Raw genomic sequence first — 19,099 nt, 5'->3', positions numbered from 1 at the left:
CAAACAACGGTGATCCAACCTTTTCGAAAAAGGATCAAGCCTAATGGCTGAGAGACCGACCCTGCTCCTGATCGGCCCGATTCCGCCGCCCCATCACGGCGTCAGCACGGCCATGCAGACCCTTTTGGCATCGCCGATGGCCGAGACGTTCCGGTTGGTCCATTTGGATATTACGGACCGGAGGGGCATCGACCATGTCGACAAGCCCGATGTTTACGATGTCGCGCTCTTCGCGAGGCAATTTTTTCGGAACCTGGCGCTCATCCTGAAGGAGAGGCCGGCGCTGTTCTACCTGCCCGTTTCCCAGACACGGATCGGGTTTCTCCGGGACAGCCTGTTCATGATTCCGGCCTTCCTCGCGCGGATCCCCGTTGTGGTTCATCTCCACGGCGCTTATTTGGAGACGTTATATTCCAATGGGGGACTATTCTGGAAGGCCTATATGGGGATGATTCTCAGGCGAGTCTCGCGGTTCATCGTCCTGGGCGAAATGCTCCGGCCGATCTTCCGCCGCTGGGCGGCGCCGGAGCGGATCTCGGTCGTTCCCAACGGCGTGCCGTCCGATGCCGTTCGGCAACGGTCCGGGCCGGTTTTGGCTCCGCCCGGGCCCAAAATATTTCGGGTGGTGTTCTTATCCAGCCTGAGCCGGCAAAAAGGCCTCTTCGTGTTGCTGGAGGCGGTTCCGATGGTCGTGACGGCCCACGCCGACGTGGAATTTCTCATCGCGGGGCCGTGGTGGGGGGACGCGACCCGGATGGAAGCCGAGGAAACGGTGGCGGCGCTCGGCCTGGCGGGGAAAGTCCGCTTTGTCGGCTCCGTCACGGGACGGCCCAAAAGCGACTTCCTGCGCTCCGGCGACGTCTTTGTGTTCCCCGGCATCCAGCAAGAGGGTCAGCCGATCACGGTGCTGGAGGCGATGAGCGCGGGGCTTCCGGTGGTCGCAACGGACCGCGGTTGTCTGAAAGAGACCGTTCTGGACGGGGTCACCGGGTTTATCATTCCTCCCCATTCGCCGCAGGCCATCGCGGAAAAAATCGTCCGGTTGATTCGCCATCCCGCTTTGCGGCGGGAGATGGCGGCGAACGCCCTGAAGCGCGTCGAGGAATGTTTTACGATGGAACGGTTTGCGTTTCGCCTGGAGGGGGCCTTTCGTCAGACGATGGCCTCCGCGCAGAGACGGGGCCGCCGGCGGGCGGACGTCGGGGGGCTGTCATGATCGATCCTCGACTCGTTGCGGTCATTCGGCAGGAGCCCCGGTACGAGATCGACGTGGTGCGCGCTTCGGTCCGACGCGTTCTGAAGGAACTCGGCTTGACCTGGTCGGAGATCATCCGGCCGGGGGATCGCGTGCTGCTGAAACCGAATTTCATCCGCGAGTCGCACACGGAACGTCCCGGCGAATGGGAACAGATTATCACGCACGGGTCGGTCATCGCGGCCGTCGCCTTCGAGGTGGCGGACGCCCTCGGCGGCCGGGGGACGATTACGATCGCCGATGCGCCTCAGACCGACAGCGATTTCGGCCGGATATGCTCGCGGACGGGCATGGCGGCGTTGCAAGAGCGGTTGGGACGCGACCATCCCGGCATGAACGTGGAGATCCTCGACCTTCGCCGCGAGTACTGGCGGACCGAGCGCGGTGTGGTGGTCGAGCGGCGCCGGCTTCGGGAGGACCCGCGGGGATACACCTTGGTGGATCTCGGCGAACACAGCAGCTTTCACGGCAAGGCCGGAGCCTTCTACGGCGCCGATTACGACACGGCGTTTACCGCGTCGCACCATTCGAACGGACGTCACGAGTACCTGATTTCGCGAAGCGCGATGGACGCGGATGTTTTTATCAACTTGCCCAAGTTGAAAACGCACAAGAAGGTCGGCGTCACGTTGAGCCTTAAAAATCTGGTCGGCATCAACGGGGACAAAAATTATCTCCCGCATTTCTGCATCGGCACGCCGGCCCAAGGGGGCGACGAGTTTCCGCGCAGCGACTCCGCCTCTCGGCTGCAAAGTCTGCTCATTTCCGGTTTCAAGCAGGCGGCGAAATGGTCCGGGCCGGCCGCGAAACTGTGGGCGCCCGTCGCCGTCCGCCTCGGCGCGAGGATGTTCGGGTCCACCCACGCGGTGGTCCGCAGCGGCAACTGGCACGGCAACGACACGACCTGGCGGATGACCCTGGATTTGAATCGGATCCTCTTTCACTTCGACGGGACGGCTCAAGCGAGACGAAAACCGCTCCGGTATCTCACGATTATCGACGGCATCGTCGCGGGGGAGGGCAACGGGCCGATGGAGGCCGACGCCAAGCCCTGCGGCGTGCTGGTCGGCGGGACGAATCCCGTCGCGGCCGATTGGGCGGCGGCCGAACTCATGGGATTCGACTGGCGGAAAATTCCGACCATTCGGGAGGCCTTTCGTCTTTCCGACCTGCCGTTGGTTGATTTTTCTCCCGAGCAGATCCGGATCGTTCCGGACGCGGGAAGGATCCTCCATTTTCGACCCCATTTCGGGTGGACCGGTCATATCGAAGCGGAGAACGGGGTCGGCGTCGCGGAGCCGGGGCCGGCGACCTTTCCATGATCCCGGGTAAAACGGCATACGATGCGTTGCCCGTCTGGGCGCAAACGTTCGCGGTCAATCTGGTCAGCCTGCGGACGTTCCGGTTGAAATACGGCGCGTTTTTCCATGAGTCGCTCCGTCGACTGGAGCAGAACGAACGCGCCTCCCTGGATCGGTTGCTCGATGAACAACAGGCGGCCGTGCGCCGGATGTTGGAGTATGCCAGTCGGCATGTGCCGTATTACCGGCGGCAGGGTCTGCCCCCCGACGACCTGTCGGCGTGGCCTCTTTTGGAAAAAAGCGCCGTGGCCGCCCGGCTCGAAGAATTCTTGTCCGATGAGTATTCGCCCGGGGCGCTGTTGACGCTGAAAACCAGCGGTACCACGGGGACGCCGTTGACGGTCCGCATCAGTCGGGACTATCACCAAATGGAGATGGCGTTCCGGTGGCGTCACCGGGCCTGGGGCGGCGTCCCCTACCTGAGCCGAGGGGCCTACGTTTCAGGCCATCCCGTGGTTCCCGCCCGTCAAAGCCATCCGCCGTTCTGGCGGGCGGACCATGTCGAAAAACGATTGCTGTGCTCCTCGTATCATTTCACGCCCCAAAACCTTGCCTCCTATATTAAGGCGCTGACCGACTTCCGGCCGGACTTTGTGCATGGGTATCCTTCGTCGCTTTATCTTCTGGCGCGCCATGTCCAGGACAACGGGATCGATGCGCTTCGGCCGCGGGCCGTCTTTACCGCCAGCGAAACCTTGCTTGATTTCCAACGCGAAGCGATCCGGCAAGCTTTCGGCGCGCCGGTGTTCAATTGGTATGGGAATACCGAGATGACCTGCAATATCGTGCAATGCGCCGCGGGCGGCTTGCATTATCGCACGGACTACGGTCTGTTGGACCTGCTCGATGACGGCACAATGGTCTGCACCGGCTTGAACAACCGGGCCATGCCGCTGATACGCTACCGCGTGGGCGATGCGGCCACCCCGCGGAAGGGTCCGTGCGCCTGCGGTTGCGCCTTTCCCCTGGTTGAGCGGATCGAAGGCCGCGTTGAAGATTATGTCCGGACCCCCGAGGGTCGTATCGTGGGGCGGCTCGATCACCTTTTTAAAGATGCGACCCGCGTCCGCGAAGCGCAGATCGTGCAGAGTCGACCGGACGAGGTGGTCATCCGGGTCGTCCGCAACCCGGGTTATTCGCCGCACGATGAACAACGGATTCGGGCCGAGGCCCGTCTCCGGCTCGGGGATTCGATTCGCGTGCGGTTCGAATACGTGGAACGCATCGATCGAACGGCCGGTGGAAAATTTCGTTTTGTTGTTTCTCATCTTCCTTGCTCAACATCCACTTCCCCCTAATCGCGTAACCACGTTTTCAAAGAGATCCTTTCCTTCGGCCCCTTGGGTCTCCCTCCAATTCTGAATCGGAAAAATTTCTTGGATTGATAAGAGTTAACAGAGAATTTACATGACCTTGATTATGCCGTGATTGACGGCGTGATAAGTTCCCTTCCATGAAACCCGCGGTGCCGTCGTCATTAGGTTTTTTGGTGTGTGTGTGCCAATATCGATTCCTATGAAGCAGATCGTTCAAAATTATCGTACAGGCGTGTTGAAGGTCGACGAACTTCCCGCTCCGACCTTGCGTCCCGGCGGAATTTTGGTGGCCAATCGCTTTTCCCTGATCAGTGCCGGAACGGAGAAAACCACCGTGCAGATGGCGCAGAAAAGCCTGGTGGGCAAGGCCCTCGATCGCCCCGAGATGGTCCGGAAAATGCTGAATCAGGCCCGGAAAGACGGTCTGATCGATACGCTGAGAATGGCCCTCGATCGGCTCGATTCCCCGGCCGCCCTCGGCTACAGCTGCGCCGGCACCGTACTGAGCGTGGGGGAGAAGGTGAGCGGACTTTCGGTGGGCGAGGGTGTGGCCTGTGCGGGACAGAATTATGCCTCGCATGCCGAGGTCGTTTATGTTCCAAAGAACCTTTGCGTTAAGATTCCGACCGGAGTCGATTTTGAGGATGCCTCCTTCGTGGCCCTGGGCGCGATTGCGCTTCAGGCGGTCCGTCAGACCGAGCCTCGTTTGGGCGATCGTGTGGCGGTGATCGGTCTCGGTCTTTTGGGCCAGATGACCGTCCAATTGTTAAAAGCCTCGGGATGTTTCGTGCTGGCTTCGGATCTTGACCCCGACAGACTGGAGATGGCCAGGACCTTCGGCGCGGACTCGGCGGCGCTTCCCGACGCCTTGGTCGACGCAGCCGCCGCTTTTACGTCCGGGCACGGCGTCGACGCCGCGCTGATCACGGCCAGTACCAAGGAAAACGGTCCGGTCGAGGTCGCCGGAGAGATCTCGCGAAAGAAAGGACGCGTTGTCGTGGTGGGCGCGGTGGGGATGACCCTGCCCCGCGAGCCCTATTATAAGAAGGAATTGGACCTGCGCTTGTCCATGTCTTACGGGCCGGGTCGCTACGACGGCGAATACGAGGAGAAGGGACACGACTACCCCTACGGTTATGTCCGATGGACCGAAAACCGCAACATGCGGGCTTTTCTCGACCTGGTCCAGCAGGGAAGGATCCGTCTGAAACCTTTGGTGACGCACCGATACGCCATTCAGGATTCCGAGCGGGCCTATCGGCTCATGACGGAGGGACAAGAGCCTTATCTCGGGATCCTTGTCTCCTATCCCTCGGCCGGCGCGTCCCAGCCGGCGCGAATTATTCAGGTCGCTCCGAATCAGCCTCTGAGCCGACTGAACCTCGGGCTCATCGGGGCGGGGAACCATGTCCGGGATCGTCTCCTTCCCCATCTCCTGTCCATGAAAGAGGTCGCGGTCCGCGCGGTCTGCACGGCGACGGGCCTCCACGGAAAGGTCCTGACCGAGAAGATTCAAGCGACTTATTGCACGACCGATTATCGGGAGGTGTGCAAGGATCCGTCGATCAACGCCGTGTTGATCGGAACGCGGCACGACAGCCACGGCCGGATGGTGGTGGAAGCGCTCCGGGCGGGGAAGCATGTTTTCGTGGAAAAACCTCTTTGCCTGACCGAGGAGGAGTTGGAGATCATTGCTTCGGTTTATGCCGAGCGGGCCCAAGAGGGGCTCCATTTGTTCGTTGGATTCAACCGGCGTTTCTCCGCCCATCTGGATGAAGCCAGGCAATTCTTCCGGGATCGACGGAACCCGCTCGTGATGCTCTACCGCGTGAATGCCGGACTCCTTCCCGCGGAACACTGGAGTCAGGATCCGGCCGCGGGAGGAGGCCGCGTCATAGGAGAGGCCTGCCATTTTATCGACGTCCTCCAGTTCCTTTGCGGCGCGCGGCCGATCTCCGTCCATGCCCGTAGAATCGCGGAGCATCGCTCCGGCATCACGGCGGATCAAACCCATCTGTCGTTGGCCTTCGAAGACGGCTCGATCGGCACGGTCGTCTATGCCGCGGGCGGAGACGCGGCGTTGGCGAAGGAACGGTTTGAAGCGTTCGGGGACGGACGGTCCCTGGTCCTGGATGATTTCAGGCTCTCGGAATATTATGCCGCCGGCCGAAAAACCGTTTTCAAAACGGGCCGCTGCGATAAAGGGTTCCGATCGGAAATGAGCCGCTTTGTCCGGGCTATTCTTCAGGGAGACCGTCCGGCGATCTCCTTCGAAGAGATCGAGGCCGTCACCCGGGCCTGCTTCTTGGCGATGAAGAGCCAGAGCACGGGGCGGGTTTACGCGGTCCGGCGCTCGGCGACCGATGCGAATTCAGCGGGGGATGATACCTGAATGGATCTCCAGTGGTACATCCGGCGATTCAGAGTGATGGACGCGTCCGAAATCGTCCACCGATTTGGGGAACAATGGTCTCTGAAACGGTTGCAGGTCCAATATCGCCGGCGGCCGGCCGCCGGACATCCTGATGATGACTGGAAACGATTTGAGTTTTGCAAAGGCTCTGAATCAAGGCTTCCGCTGTCTTCCGAATTCTCACGGCCGGTTGGGGACGATCCGCAAGAAGCGGGAGATTTTCTGGACGGAAAAGTAAAGGCGTCGGGCTTTGACTGGACCTGGCGGCCGGGAGCCGATGTCTGGCATGAGGCCCCGGACACGGGACGAATCTGGCCGCAGACCTTTTTCGGATCCATTCCCTACAGGAGCGGGAACCCTTATGGAGACGTCCGCATCGCTTGGGAACCTTCCCGCTTGCAGCATCTTATTCCCTTGGCGCTGCTGGCCGACCGTGCCGAGCCCGAAATCGGAGATCGAGCGGCCCGCCTCCTCGAGGAACAATTCCTCTCCTGGGTCGAGGCCAATCCTTTCATGAAAGGGATCCACTATATTTCCAGCATGGAATGCGGCCTGCGGATTCTGGCGGCCTGTCATGCGCTGGATATCGGCCGGCGGAAGCTGAGCCAGCCCGATCGCGTCTGGCCGGCGCTGTTGGATCTGGTGAAGGGACATGCGGGATTGATTTTCCAGAGGCCCTCCCTTTATTCCTCGTCGGGAAACCATACGATCGCGGAGTCGGCCGCGCTCGTTTATGCGGGGGTTCTCTTCCCCGAGTTCCGAGGAGCCCAAGCCTGGAAGAAACAGGGACTCTCGATTTTGGAGCGGGAGGCCGATCGTCAAATCCTGCCGGACGGGGGCGGAATCGAGCAGGCGTTCGGGTATCAACGCTTTATCGTCGATCTCTACGGGATCGTGATCGGGTTGTTGCAACACTTCAAGCAAGCCGTTCCTCCGGCGGTCCGGGATGCGCACCGGCGCGGCCGATCGTTTCTCAACGCTTTTGCGGAAACTTCCGATCCTTGGCCCTCGATTGGAGACGGAGACAACGGGTATGCGCTTTCTCCCCTCTTGCAGCCGCCCTGCGAGGAAAGGCAAAGGCCGCCGGTCCTCACCACTTTTGAGGAGGCGGGCTATTCCGTCATTCGGAGCGGTGCGGAGGAGCAAGCGCTTCTCATCTTTGACCACGGGCCGCTGGGGATGCCTCCTTCCTACGGACATGGCCACGCCGACGCCCTGTCCGTCCTGTTCCGGTCGGGGAAGCAGGAAATCCTGGCCGACTCCGGGACGTATACCTACACCGGCGACACGCGCTGGAGGTCGTATTTTCGCGGGACAAGCGCCCATAACACCGTGACGGTGGACGGGTTGGATCAGGCGGTTCAGGAAACCCCTTTTATGTGGTCTCACCCTTTTCAAAGCCGATTGATCCGCCGAGAGAAGGCCGGGGACGGAGAAATTCGCCTGTTGGCCTCTCACGACGGTTATCATCGGCTGAAATGGGGCGTTGAACACCGGCGCGCGGTGATCCATCGTCCCCCGGGTTTGTGGCTGATCGTCGACCGTCTGACCGGCGAAGGGGTCCACACTCTGGACCTCCGCTGGCACTGCGGGATTTTGCCGGTCCCATATGGCGACGGGTTCCTTTTGACCGCCCGCGGTCGGGATTTCAGTCTCGTCGTCGAAGGCGGGGAAATTTCGCTTCATTCCGGAGAAGAGGATCCGGTCTCGGGTTGGAAATCGGACCGATACGGAAGCAAAGAGCCGATCACGACCCTGAGGGCGCGATACCACGGGGGGCTTCCCCACGGCTTCATGACGCAGATCCGGACGGGATCGGAGCCTTCGATGCCGTCGAAGGCGGAACGTTCATTGATCGAAGGGTGGATGGATGAAGCCCAAACGAATCGAGTTGCTCGGCGTGCCGGTGGACTGCGTTAACATGTCGCAGGCCTTAAGCGCCGTGGAGGAGATGATGCGGGACGATCGGCCCGGGATGGTGGTCGCGGTGAATCCCGAGAAGGTGATCAAGGCGAGAAAGAATCCGGCGCTCCTGGCCCAGCTTCGGGAGGCCCGCCTGTTGATTCCGGACGGGATCGGCGTGGTGATGGCGGCGCGCCTTCTGGGCTTGGGGAAGATGGAACGGGTGCCGGGTTCCGAGTTGATGCCGGCCATCTGCGAGCGGGCCGCGCGAAAACAGTATCGGATTTTTCTTTTCGGGGCCGGCCCGGAGGTCAACCGGGACGTGATGGAGGCGCTGCGTCGGCGCTTTCCGGGCCTTCGGATTGTAGGGGGGCAGCACGGCTATCTCAAAGAGAACGAGATGCCCTTCTTGATCGATCGCATCAATGCTTCGGGAGCGGATGTGCTTTTCATCGCCTTGGGCAGCCCCAAGCAAGAGCTTTGGCTGGAGCAATATCTCCCCCGGCTCAAGGTCAAAGTGTGCCAGGGAGTGGGCGGAACGTTCGACGTGCTGTCCGGACGGGTGAAGCGCGCGCCCATGTTCATCCGTAAGATGCACCTCGAATGGCTTTATCGCTTGCTCTCCGAACCGAGGCGTCTGTTGCGGCAGACCGCGCTGCCCCGATTCGCCGCGCGGGTGTTCTGGCAATTTGTGATCGGGTGACGGACGGACGATGGAATTCGTATCGACCAGCGTTGCGGAAATCCTGTTCAAGCGCCGGTTTTGGCCGATGGCGGCTCTTCCCGTTCTCCTGCTGGGGATTATCTATCACCAGGGAATCGCTTATATGGTGAAAATGTGGTACGTCGATGAAAATTACGGCTACGGCTTCTTTGTTCCGCTGATCTCCCTCTACCTGATCTGGCAACGGCGCGAGAGGCTGCGGACGATGGGCCGGGTCGGAACCTGGTGGGGGCTCCCGCTCGTGCTGGCCGGTTTGGGGCTTTATTTTATCGGGGAACTTTCCACCCTCTATGTTCTGGTCCACCTTTCGCTTTTTTTGGTTGTGATCGGGCTGTTGCTCTCGACCCTCGGGGGACGCGGCGTGAAAGAGATCGCCTTCCCCGTTTTTTTTCTCCTGACCATGATTCCTCTTCCCGACTTCCTCTACCAGGGTTTTTCAGCCCGCTTGCAGCTGATCTCTTCCGGACTCGGGGTGGGAATATTAAAACTGATGGGAGTGACGGCCTTTCGGGAAGGAAACGTGATCGACCTCGGACCGATTCAGCTGCAGGTTGCGGAGGCCTGCAGCGGTTTGAGATATCTTTTCCCTCTGTCCACGCTGGCCTTGGTCTGCGCCTATCTCTACCGGGAGACCCGCTGGAAGCGGGCGTTCCTTTTTTTGTCGAGTTTTCCGATCGCTATTTTTCTTAACGGGTTTCGAATCGGCGTGACCGGTCTGCTGGTCGATCATTATGGACGAGGTCCTGCGGAAGGATTTTTCCACAGTTTCTCGGGTTGGCTCCTCTTTGTCTGCAGTCTTCTGATTCTGTTCGGTGAAATGTGGATCCTCGGCCGGATCGGCGCGCGGGGGAAACGGCGTTCCCTGGCCGAGTGGTTCGGTCCTCCGCCGGTGAAAGCGGAAGCCGTCGGAAAAGAGGGCGCGCTTTCCCGGACGCCGGTCTCGTTGTTGTCCTCCCCCGCCTACCTCGTGTCCCTGGCTCTTTTCGTGCCGGTGATCATGGCCTCGACCCAGCTCGTGTCGGGAGAAGAGATTCCGCCTTCTCGGGCGACGTTTTCCGACTTCCCGATGAAATTGGGAAGCTGGGCGGGAAACAGTTACCCGATGGAGGAGGAATACGTAAAAGCCCTCCGGTTTGACGACTACCTCCTCGCGGACTATCGGGGCCCCGTCGGTCCGCCCGTTAATCTTTACATCGCTTACTATCGATCGCAGAAGAAAGGTCAATCGGCCCATTCCCCCCGGACCTGCATTCCCGGAGGGGGCTGGGAGATTACCGCCTTGGAGGAGAGGAGGATCGATGCGGCGCGGGCGGGGGAAAATTTGACGGTCAACCGCGCGGTCATCCAAAGGGGAACCGAGAAGCAGGTCGTTTATTACTGGTTTCAGCAGCGGGGAAGAATTCTGACCGACGAGTATCGGGTCAAGTTCTATCTTTTCTGGGATGCCTTAACGAAAAACAGAACCGACGGGGCCCTGATCCGTTTGACGGCTCCCGTAGCCAAAGGGACGAGCGACTCGGACGCCGACCATCTTCTCGCGGAATTTACGCGGGAGATCCGTCCGCTTTTGGGCCGGTTCATTCCGCATTGAAAATGGAAATGACGCTCTTTTACGCTTTCGTGAGTTCGTTGCTGATCTGCATCGCGTTGATCCCCCCGCTCATGCGATGGGCGGGCCCCTTTCATCTACTGGACATGCCCGGCGATCGGAAGATGCACGACGCGCCGGTCGTGCGGGTGGGGGGGATTGCGTTTGCCGCCGGCGCCTTGACATCGATTCTTATCTTTGCGCCGATGGATCGGGAGGCTTTTTCGTATCTGATGGGCGCGGTGGTCATTCTTTTTTTCGGGGTGTGGGACGACCGCGCGAGTCTCGGTTTCAAGTCGAAGTTTCTGGTGCAACTGTTGGCGATCCTGATCGCGGTGGGATACGGAGGCATCCGGTTGAAAAGCATCCCTTTTCTGGATGGGACGGGTTTCCTGCCGTGGCTGGCCGCCCCGTTGACGGTCGTGGCGTTGCTGGGCATCACGAACGCCATCAATCTGTCGGACGGACTGGACGGCCTGGCCGGGGGACTTTGTCTCCTCAGCTTCGCGGGGCTGGCCTACCTGGCCTACCTTTCGGGAGACCCCGTTGTGATGATCATTTCGTTCTCCGTGCTCGGCAGCGTTCTGGGATTTTTGCGCTTCAATACCTATCCGGCGCAGATTTTCATGGGGGACGGCGGGAGTCAATTCCTCGGGTTTTCCGCGGGCGTTTCCGCCGTTATGCTGAGCGATCCCTCTCGATCGCCGTTCAGCCCGGTTCTGGCCCTTCTCATTATCGGTTTGCCGGTGCTGGATACGCTCATGGTGATGGGCCACCGCCTTGCCGCGGGTCGGTCCCCCTTTCTCCCGGATAAAAATCATATCCACCACAAGCTTTTATCGGTCGGATTTTTCCATCACGAGGCCGTCGTGATTATTTACGTCCTTCAGGCGACGATGATCGGCCTGGCCTACCTGATGCGCTGGCATGACGACGCCGAGTTGTTGGCCGTGTATGGTTTTTTTGCGGTGCTTGTTTTTGTTTTTTCCGCGCTGGTGGCACGCGGTCGACTCCATTGGGGGCGGCCGGCCCGGGACCGTTCGATTTCGGTGCTCCTGATGCGACGAATCAAGGAGTCGCGTTTTCTGGCGGAAATCTCCTTTTGGTTTTTGGGGACGGGGGTGCTTCTTTTTTTGGGATTGGGCGCTTTTGTCCCCCATCAGATCCCGGCCGATTTCGGATTATTTGCGGTCCTGTTGTTCGGCCTTTTACTCGGCGGCTTCCTGACCTTCCGCCGGGCGATCCCGCTTCTGATCCGTCTGGGCTTGTATGTGGTGGGTTCATTTTTGATTTACCTGAGCGAGCGGGGTTTCCCCGCCGCCGGCCGCTCGCTCCATACGACGGTGAACCTTTTCTTCGTGTTGATGGCGGTGTCGGTCCTGATCGCCATTCAACTGAATCGGGAGGCCTCTTTCCGGGTCACGCCGCTCGATTTTCTCGTCTTGCTGGTCGCGATGATCATCCCGAGCCTCTCCGATATGCGCCTGGGCGAGATCCTTCTCGGCCTGCTCGTGTTGAAACTTGTCGTCCTTTTTTTTGCGTATGAGCTGCTTCTGGTCAAGCTTTCGAATCGGTTGAACCTGTTGGGCATGGTGGTGCTCTGGTCTCTGATGATTCTTGGGGTCCGGGCCTGGGCAACGTAGAAGGGGATTGGGTGTGGCGTATTTTGTGGAACGAGGGAGCGAGACGATGCGAATGAAAATCTGGACGGCGGTCCCGCTGCTGATCCTGGCGGCTGTCGTCGGGTGCGGCAGCCCGGAGGCCCGAAAGGCCGAATACACGGCGCGGGCGAAGCAGTACATGCAGGATGGAAACTGGCCGAAGGCCCGCGTGGCGCTGCGCAATGTCTTAAAGATTGATCCCAAGGATCCCGACGCCTATTTCATGTATGCCCAGGTGGAAGAAAAAGAAAAAAACTGGCAGGAGGCGTTCGGCTACTATCTCCGGGTCGTGGAAATCAATCCGGATCACCGCGAGACCTTGATCCAACTGGGGCGATACTATCTGGATGCCGGAATGTCGGACAAGGTCGCGGAGATGGCGGATAGGGTGTTGAAAAAATATCCCGGCGATGCCCAGGCCGAGATCCTGAAAGCGGCTCTTATGGTGCGCGACGGGAAGGTGGGGGAGGCGATCAGGGCGACCGAAGACGTGCTGCGGCTTCATCCCAAGGAGCCGGATGCGGCCAGCCTGTTGGCGGCCCTCTATGCCCGTCAACAGCGGCCGGAAGAGGCCGAGAAAATTTTACGAAGGGCGGTTGAAGCGAATCCCAACAACATCGTCCTGCTCAGCAACCTTGGGAACATCCTGGTCCATCTGGATAAAAAAGACGAGGCGGAGCCTCTTTTTCAAAGAATGGTCGAGGTGGAACCGCATGTTTTTGAACACCGCTTAAGACTGGCGGGGTTCTACGAACAATACCATGAGTTGGACAAGGCCGAAACGACCTTGAGAAAAGCGATCCGTCTGGATCCGGACAACGATCAGGGCTGGCTGGGCCTTGCCGAGTTTGTGACCGCCCACAAAGGGATCAAAGAAGGCGAAGCGGTTCTTCTGGAAGCGATCAAAAAATCGGGCGAGGCCGCCAAGTTTCAGTTTGCCTTGGGACAGCTATACCAAAAAGCCCATGAGCCCGATGAAGCCCGGAAAGTCTACGAACGGATCGCGGACGACCAGGAAGATCGTCCCCAAGGGCTCGACGCCCGGGTGAAACTGGCCGAATTGGATTTCGCCGAAGGAAAACGGGACGCGGCGGATAAGCGCCTGCAGGAAGTGTTGAAGAAAAATACCCGCTCATCTGACGCCCTGCTTTTGGAAGGCAAGATCTCGCTGCTCGACGGAGAAGGCCGGGACGCCGTTCAGGCCTTCCGGAGCGTGCTCAAGGATCAGCCCGAAAGGGCGGATGTCCATGTCTTGTTAGGACAGGCCTACCTGCTGGCGGGCGAGGAGCACCTGGGCCGTGAAAGCTTGGAGAAAGGCGTTGCATTGGATGGCCGGCAGTTTGACGCCCGTCGGGCCCTGGCCCGCTTGGATGCCGCAGAGGGAAACCGCGAGGCCGCCCGCGGACGCCTGGAAGCGATCCTCAAAGAGCTTCCGAACGACATTGAAACCTTGGGAATGATGTTGACCCTGCAAATGGGGGACCAGGAATGGCGCGGCGCCGAGGCGACACTCACCCGGATTCAAGCGGCCGGCGGCGACCCTTTCCCGGGGGACATGGCGGAGGGAAATCTTGGCCAGGCGCGCAAGCAATGGGAGAGAGCGACCAAGGCCTATGAACGCGCCATGAGCCTTCGACCGGACGCACCCGAACCTTTGTTTGCACGGATGCAGGTCGAGCTGGCCCAGGGGAAAAAGCAAGAAGGCATCGATCGACTTCGGAAGTTGATTTCCGCTCATCCCGAACAACCCTACGCCCATGGAATGTTGGGTGAGATTTTAGTGTTGCAGAAGGATCAGACCGGAGCGGAGCACGAGTTTTTAGAAGGGATCCGGATCAAACCGGATTGGGTCACCCCTTGGATCGACCTGTCGAACTTGAAGCTTCTTCAAGCCCGGCCGTCCGAGGCGGCGCAGGTCCTGGAAAAAGGTCTTCAAGCGAATCCGAAATCGGAACAGCTCCAAGTGCTCCTCGCTTCGGCCCAAACGCAGATCGGACAAACCGACCGGGCGATTCAACTCTACGAAAAAGTCCTGGAAAAGAACCCCAAAGCCCTGGTGGCCGCCAACAATTTGGCCTCGTTGCTGACGGAGCGCCGCGGAGACTCTCAGAGTCTGGATCGCGCGCTCGCATTAAGCCGGGACTTCGAGAAGAATGCCCCCAATCCGCTTTTTTTGGATACCTTGGGATGGGTCTACGTGAAAATGGGCCGGGTTGAGGACGGAGTACGGGTGTTTCAAAAGATCGAAACAAGGATGCCCGATCGTCCGATCCTCTATTACCATCTCGGGATGGCGTATTACAAAGCGGGAAATGAGGATAAAGCCAAGCGGTATCTGGCCAAGGCGGTTCATGCCGCCCGGTCTTTTCCCGGCATCGAGGAGGCCCGGACGACGCTGGCCCAGATCAAAGGATGAGGACAAAGCGGGGGAGTGACGTTTGAGAGGGCTGGAAACCATAGGGGTCATCGTTGCATCGGTGGCGTTGAGCCTTCTTCCGATCCTGGCGGGCGCCGAATCGGATGCGGGGGTGGTTTCCGCAAAATCGGAGTACCGCCTGGGACCGGAGGATGTGCTGCAGATTTCCGTTTGGAAGGACGAAAGCCTGACCCGGGAGGCGCTGGTTCGGCCGGACGGGATGATTTCGTTTCCGCTCATCGGGGAGGTGCAGGCCGAGGGAAGGACCGCCGAGGAACTCCAAAAGGATATCCGGGAGCGTCTTTCACCGTTCATCCCCGACCCGACCGTCTCGGTCGCCGTGACCAAGGTGAACAGCTATAAAATATACGTGGTCGGAAAAGTAAATCGCCCCGGGGAATACCTGGTCGGTCATTACACCAATGTCATGCAGGCCCTCAGTCTGGCGGGGGGCATGACGCCGTTCGCCTCGGAAAACGGGATCGAGGTCCTCCACTCGGAACCGGGGGGGCAGCGGACTTTTTCCTTCCGCTACGGCGACATCAAGAAAGGGAAGCACTTGGAGCAGAACATCCTCCTTCAAAGGGGGGACGTGATCGTGGTGCCGTGAAGAAGTCGAGGAGAACACCGGATGGCACGACGCCCGGTTCTTAATTCATCATGCGGCCGCTCTGGAGAAGATCGGGTGGATGGGTTCTGGCGGTTTTGCTTGTTTTTTCTAAGGAGGCGGCCGCGGCCGAATGGTCGATGGAACCCTCGGTGAGCCTGAACGGGGCATACGACGATAACCCCCTGTTGCTTCCCGTTCGTCATCCGGCGACGGGGAGCACGTTATCCCCAAGTTTAAATCTCGGGGTGCGCACGGAGCCGTTCGAGCTTCAAGGGAATCTTTTGGTGAATCTCACGCGCTATTTTACACAAAAGGATTTGGACACGACCGATCAGTACTACACCGTCTCAAGCCGTTATCAAATGGAGCGAAACAGCTTGGAATTACAAAGTTCGTACACGCGCGATCTGACCTTGACGAGCGAACTGATCGAAACCGGCCAGGTGCTCAATCGGTCGCGACGCGACCTGTTCACCTTGAATCCCAAATGGATCGGTTCCCTGACTGAAAATTTCACGCTCCATGCCGAGTACGATTTCTCCGACGCCCTTTACGCGAGTCCGAGTCTGGTCGACTACCAGACCCACCTGGGAACGGTCCAGGCGGTGTACCAGAGCTCCGAGCGGGATCAAGCCACCGTGAGTTCTTATTATTCGACCTACCAGGCGCTGACGGCGGACTTCCGGTCGTTGGAATACGGCGCCAAGGCGGGTTTGACGCATCGTTTTTCCGAGACGTTTCACGGGGACGCGACGGCGGGGATCCGCAGCACGACATCGATCTATCAAACAACCCTTTCCGAACGGCGGGATCGCGGACGGGGATGGGTGGGCCAGATCGATCTTGAGAAGGAATTCGAGACCGTCCATGTTCAAAGCGGGTTCAGCCGGGAAACCCACCCGAGCGGCATCGGATACCTGGTCGAAGTCAATCATCTTAATTTTTTGTTTAGAAAAACGATGACGACAAAACTGACCGCCTCTTTGGCCGTCGACTCTTACCTGAGCCGGCCGCTTCGGACGGATCGGCTGGTCCCGAACAGCCGCTACGATAAGATCGAGCAACGCTGGGATTGGCAGTGGGCCGAACGCTGGTCCTCGGGGGTTTCTTACCGTTATGCCGAACAGGCGGTTTATAACGCGCCCGGCCGGGCGATTTCCAATGCCGTTTTTCTGATCACGACGTACAACGGGCCTCGGATGGCGATTTCCCGGTAAGGACAGGGCCCTGACGCAGTCCGGTGAAAAGAGCATGAAAGGGTTTACGTTCGATGGATGATCAGAAGAAAGACCTCCGAGAATATCTGGACCTTTTTCAGAGGAGAAAAATTCAAATTTTAGCGCCCACGGCGGTGCTCTTTATCCTGGGCATCCTGGTGGCGTTCCTTTTGCCGTCCGCCTATCGCTCCACGGCCACCATTCTGATCGAGGAACAGGAGGTCCCCACGGATCTGGTGCGATCCACCGTAACCAGCTATGCCGATCAGCGCATCGAAACCATCAAACACCAAGTCATGACCCGCTCCAACCTCTGGAAGATCGTGGAACAATACGGGCTTTATTCCGGCCTGCGCCGGCGCAGCACGACGGAAGACGTGCTGGAGCGTTTCGTGGACGACATCAAAATCGAGGTGATCAGCGCGGAGGTCGTGGACCGCCGCACCGGCCAGCCGACGCACGCCACCATCGCGTTCACCCTGGCGTATGACGGGGAAACCCCGGAATTGGCCCAGAAGGTCGCCAACGAGCTGACCAGTCTTTTCTTGTCCGAGAATCTGAAAACCCGTGAACGCAACGCCCAGGAAACGACGGTGTTTCTCAAAGGCCAGGCCCAACGACTCTCCGGCCATATTAAGGAACTGGAAAAAAAGATTTCGGTCTTCAAGGAGCGCGCCCAGGGGGCCTTGCCCGAACTGACGCAGCTGAACATGCAGTTGTTGAATCAGGTCGACCAGGAGCTGATCAATGTGGATCAACAAGTCCGTTCGCTCGAAGAAAAGAAGATTTCTCTCGAAGGACAATTGGCGACCCTGAAACCCAACACGCCGATCATCACCGCCTCCGGGGAACGCATCCTGGACCGGGAAGAAAGGCTTAAAGCCCTGCGGGCTCAGTATGCGAGCAGCGCGTCCTATTTATCGGCGCAGCATCCCGATGTGATCAAGATGAAGCGGGAGATCGATGCGCTCGAGAAAGAGGTCGGAAAGGGAAGCGACGCGGACGAACTTTCCAAACAGATCACCGACGCCCGTGCGAACCTGTCCGGCCTTTTGGAGCGGTATGGGGAAGACCATCCCGATGTCGTCCGCTACCGAAAGATCATCGCCTCCCTTGAAAAAGAGATCGCCCAGGCGAAGACGACGCCGGAAGAACCGGCGGCGGTTCCGCCCGAAAACCCGGCCTACATCCTGACCCAATCCCAACTTTCATCGGCCATACACGATTTGGACGCGATGAAGGCCACGCGGGCGGAAATGAAAGCCCGCGCCCAGGAACTTTCGCATCGGCTGGAGGAAACTCCCATGATCGAGCAGGTGTACCTGGACCTGACCCGCGACCGGGATAACTCCGTCGAGAAATACCGTGAGATCCGGTCCAAATTGGTGGAAGCCCAGGTCTCGGAGGTTTTGGAAGACCAGCGCAAAGGGGAGCGTTTTTCCCTGATCGATCCCCCGGCCCTTCCCGAAAAACCGGAAAAGCCGAAACGGCCCGTCATCGTTTTTCTCAGTCTCGTGCTGGCCGCCGCCGGCGGCATCGGCTACGGAGCGGCGGCGGAAAGTCTCGACCATTCCGTCCATACCGCGCAGACGCTGGGCACGGTAAGTCAGGCGCCCCCGCTGGCGGTCATTCCCTACATGCCCAATACGGAAGACCGGAAACGGTCCCTTCGGATCAAAAGACGGCTGATCGGAGGAAGCATCGGTCTTCTGGTTATTTCGTTGATGACGATTCATCTCCTATGGGTTCCCCTGGATGTCCTCTGGTTCGTCGTTCTGCGGAAGCTTGGGGTCGGATAAAGGCATCGGAGTGAATATGGACAAGATACAGCTCGCACTCGATCGAGTGAAAGAGAAACGAGAAAAAGAGGGGCCCTCGACCCTTACCGGCCCCCCGTATTCGCCGGTAAGATCCTCGGAACGCATCATCTATACCCGGACGCGTTCGGTGGAGGTGCCGCTCTCCCATATGCGGGAGCGGCGGATCCTCGCGGCCTTTGAAGAGAACGAGTTTGTCCATGCCTATAAAATTCTTCGGACACAGGTCCTTCATCGGATGCGGGAAAACGGCTGGAGTATGCTCGGGGTGACGAGTCCGGGAGAGGGCGAAGGGAAAACGGTGACGGCGATCAACCTGGCGATCAGTCTGGCGATGGAGGCGGGTCAGACGGTTCTCCTGGTCGACGCGGATTTGCGAAACCCGGGCGTGCACGGCGTCCTCGGAATCGGGCCGGACCGGGGGCTGGCCGAATATCTGCTGGACGATATTCCCGTCGAGTCGCTCCTGGTCCATCCGGGTCTCGGACGTCTCGTTCTCCTCCCGGGGGGGCGGAAAATTCATGATTCGACCGAACGGCTCACGTCGCCGAAGATGACCGCCCTGGTGGCGGAGTTAAAGCACCGCTACCCGGAAAGGCTGGTCCTCTTCGATCTCCCCCCGCTCCTCCGGTCGGCCGATGTGTTGGCCTTTTCTCCCTACCTCGACGCCTTGTTGTTGGTCGTCGAGGCGGGGCGGACCAAGAGGGAGGAAATCGAAAAAGCATTGCATCTGATCAAAGAAGTTCCCTTGATCGGAACGGTCTTGAATAAAAGCTAGGAACAACCAACGGGATGTGGCCCGGTTGTCCATCCATGCGT

General features: G+C 59.4%; 13 protein-coding genes. All 13 read left to right on the top strand.

The annotated features are described in order from the left end of the window. Positions 1-43 precede the first annotated feature (43 nt). On the top strand, positions 44-1,216 hold the full coding sequence (locus VLY20_06050) for a glycosyltransferase family 4 protein (protein ID HUK56203.1): 1,173 nt from the start codon (positions 44-46) through the stop codon (positions 1,214-1,216). Continuing rightward, positions 1,213-2,577, top strand: a complete 1,365-nt coding sequence (locus tag VLY20_06045; protein ID HUK56202.1) for a DUF362 domain-containing protein — start codon at positions 1,213-1,215, stop codon at positions 2,575-2,577. Before VLY20_06050 ends, VLY20_06045 begins: the two co-directional genes overlap by 4 nt. Further along, the gene (locus VLY20_06040; protein HUK56201.1) at positions 2,574-3,914 is read left to right on the top strand and encodes a hypothetical protein; all 1,341 of its coding nucleotides are present in this window, start codon (positions 2,574-2,576) and stop codon (positions 3,912-3,914) included. The genes VLY20_06045 and VLY20_06040 overlap by 4 nt, the downstream gene beginning before the upstream one ends. 217 nt (positions 3,915-4,131) lie before the next feature. After that, positions 4,132-6,324, top strand: a complete 2,193-nt coding sequence (locus VLY20_06035) for a bi-domain-containing oxidoreductase (GenBank protein HUK56200.1) — start codon at positions 4,132-4,134, stop codon at positions 6,322-6,324. Continuing rightward, complete coding sequence (locus VLY20_06030) at positions 6,325-8,265, top strand: alginate lyase family protein (protein HUK56199.1); 1,941 nt, start codon at positions 6,325-6,327, stop codon at positions 8,263-8,265. It begins immediately after the preceding gene. After that, on the top strand, positions 8,216-8,950 hold the full coding sequence (locus tag VLY20_06025; protein HUK56198.1) for a WecB/TagA/CpsF family glycosyltransferase: 735 nt from the start codon (positions 8,216-8,218) through the stop codon (positions 8,948-8,950). Before VLY20_06030 ends, VLY20_06025 begins: the two co-directional genes overlap by 50 nt. Before the next feature lie 10 nt (positions 8,951-8,960). Further along, positions 8,961-10,562, top strand: a complete 1,602-nt coding sequence (xrtD, locus tag VLY20_06020; GenBank protein ID HUK56197.1) for a VPLPA-CTERM-specific exosortase XrtD — start codon at positions 8,961-8,963, stop codon at positions 10,560-10,562. An 8-nt stretch (positions 10,563-10,570) separates the two neighbouring features. Beyond that, positions 10,571-12,202: an MraY family glycosyltransferase gene (locus VLY20_06015; GenBank protein ID HUK56196.1), complete on the top strand. Its 1,632-nt coding sequence runs from the start codon at positions 10,571-10,573 to the stop codon at positions 12,200-12,202. Positions 12,203-12,248: 46 nt separating this feature from the next. Further along, complete coding sequence (locus VLY20_06010) at positions 12,249-14,636, top strand: tetratricopeptide repeat protein (protein HUK56195.1); 2,388 nt, start codon at positions 12,249-12,251, stop codon at positions 14,634-14,636. A 22-nt stretch (positions 14,637-14,658) separates the two neighbouring features. Next, positions 14,659-15,246 (top strand): polysaccharide biosynthesis/export family protein, encoded by a 588-nt coding sequence (locus tag VLY20_06005; protein ID HUK56194.1) that lies wholly within the window; start codon positions 14,659-14,661, stop codon positions 15,244-15,246. A 95-nt stretch (positions 15,247-15,341) separates the two neighbouring features. After that, the gene (locus VLY20_06000) at positions 15,342-16,463 is read left to right on the top strand and encodes a hypothetical protein (protein ID HUK56193.1); all 1,122 of its coding nucleotides are present in this window, start codon (positions 15,342-15,344) and stop codon (positions 16,461-16,463) included. Positions 16,464-16,516: 53 nt separating this feature from the next. Continuing rightward, positions 16,517-18,262: a Wzz/FepE/Etk N-terminal domain-containing protein gene (locus VLY20_05995; protein ID HUK56192.1), complete on the top strand. Its 1,746-nt coding sequence runs from the start codon at positions 16,517-16,519 to the stop codon at positions 18,260-18,262. A gap of 16 nt (positions 18,263-18,278) precedes the next feature. Continuing rightward, positions 18,279-19,058 carry a CpsD/CapB family tyrosine-protein kinase gene (locus VLY20_05990; protein ID HUK56191.1) on the top strand — a complete coding sequence of 260 codons (780 nt, stop codon included), beginning with the start codon at positions 18,279-18,281 and terminating at the stop codon, positions 19,056-19,058. The last annotated feature ends 41 nt before the right edge of the window (positions 19,059-19,099 follow it).

This window comes from Nitrospiria bacterium, assembly GCA_035517655.1.
Taxonomy (GTDB): domain Bacteria; phylum Nitrospirota; class Nitrospiria; order JACQBZ01; family JACQBZ01; genus JACQBZ01.
The sequence above is the reverse complement of the archived record's forward strand: the minus strand, read 5'-3'. Positions and strand labels throughout refer to the sequence as shown.

Bases quoted from the DNA above. Each gene is read 5' to 3' on its own strand.
- VLY20_06050 (HUK56203.1), top strand. From the start codon at position 44: ATGGCTGAGAGACCGACCCTGCTCCTGATCGGCCCGATTCCGCCGCCC.
- VLY20_06045 (HUK56202.1), top strand. From the start codon at position 1,213: ATGATCGATCCTCGACTCGTTGCGGTCATTCGGCAGGAGCCCCGGTAC.
- VLY20_06040 (HUK56201.1), top strand. From the start codon at position 2,574: ATGATCCCGGGTAAAACGGCATACGATGCGTTGCCCGTCTGGGCGCAA.
- VLY20_06035 (HUK56200.1), top strand. From the start codon at position 4,132: ATGAAGCAGATCGTTCAAAATTATCGTACAGGCGTGTTGAAGGTCGAC.
- VLY20_06030 (HUK56199.1), top strand. From the start codon at position 6,325: ATGGATCTCCAGTGGTACATCCGGCGATTCAGAGTGATGGACGCGTCC.
- VLY20_06025 (HUK56198.1), top strand. From the start codon at position 8,216: ATGAAGCCCAAACGAATCGAGTTGCTCGGCGTGCCGGTGGACTGCGTT.
- xrtD (HUK56197.1), top strand. From the start codon at position 8,961: ATGGAATTCGTATCGACCAGCGTTGCGGAAATCCTGTTCAAGCGCCGG.
- VLY20_06015 (HUK56196.1), top strand. From the start codon at position 10,571: ATGACGCTCTTTTACGCTTTCGTGAGTTCGTTGCTGATCTGCATCGCG.
- VLY20_06010 (HUK56195.1), top strand. From the start codon at position 12,249: ATGCGAATGAAAATCTGGACGGCGGTCCCGCTGCTGATCCTGGCGGCT.
- VLY20_05995 (HUK56192.1), top strand. From the start codon at position 16,517: ATGGATGATCAGAAGAAAGACCTCCGAGAATATCTGGACCTTTTTCAG.
- VLY20_05990 (HUK56191.1), top strand. From the start codon at position 18,279: ATGGACAAGATACAGCTCGCACTCGATCGAGTGAAAGAGAAACGAGAA.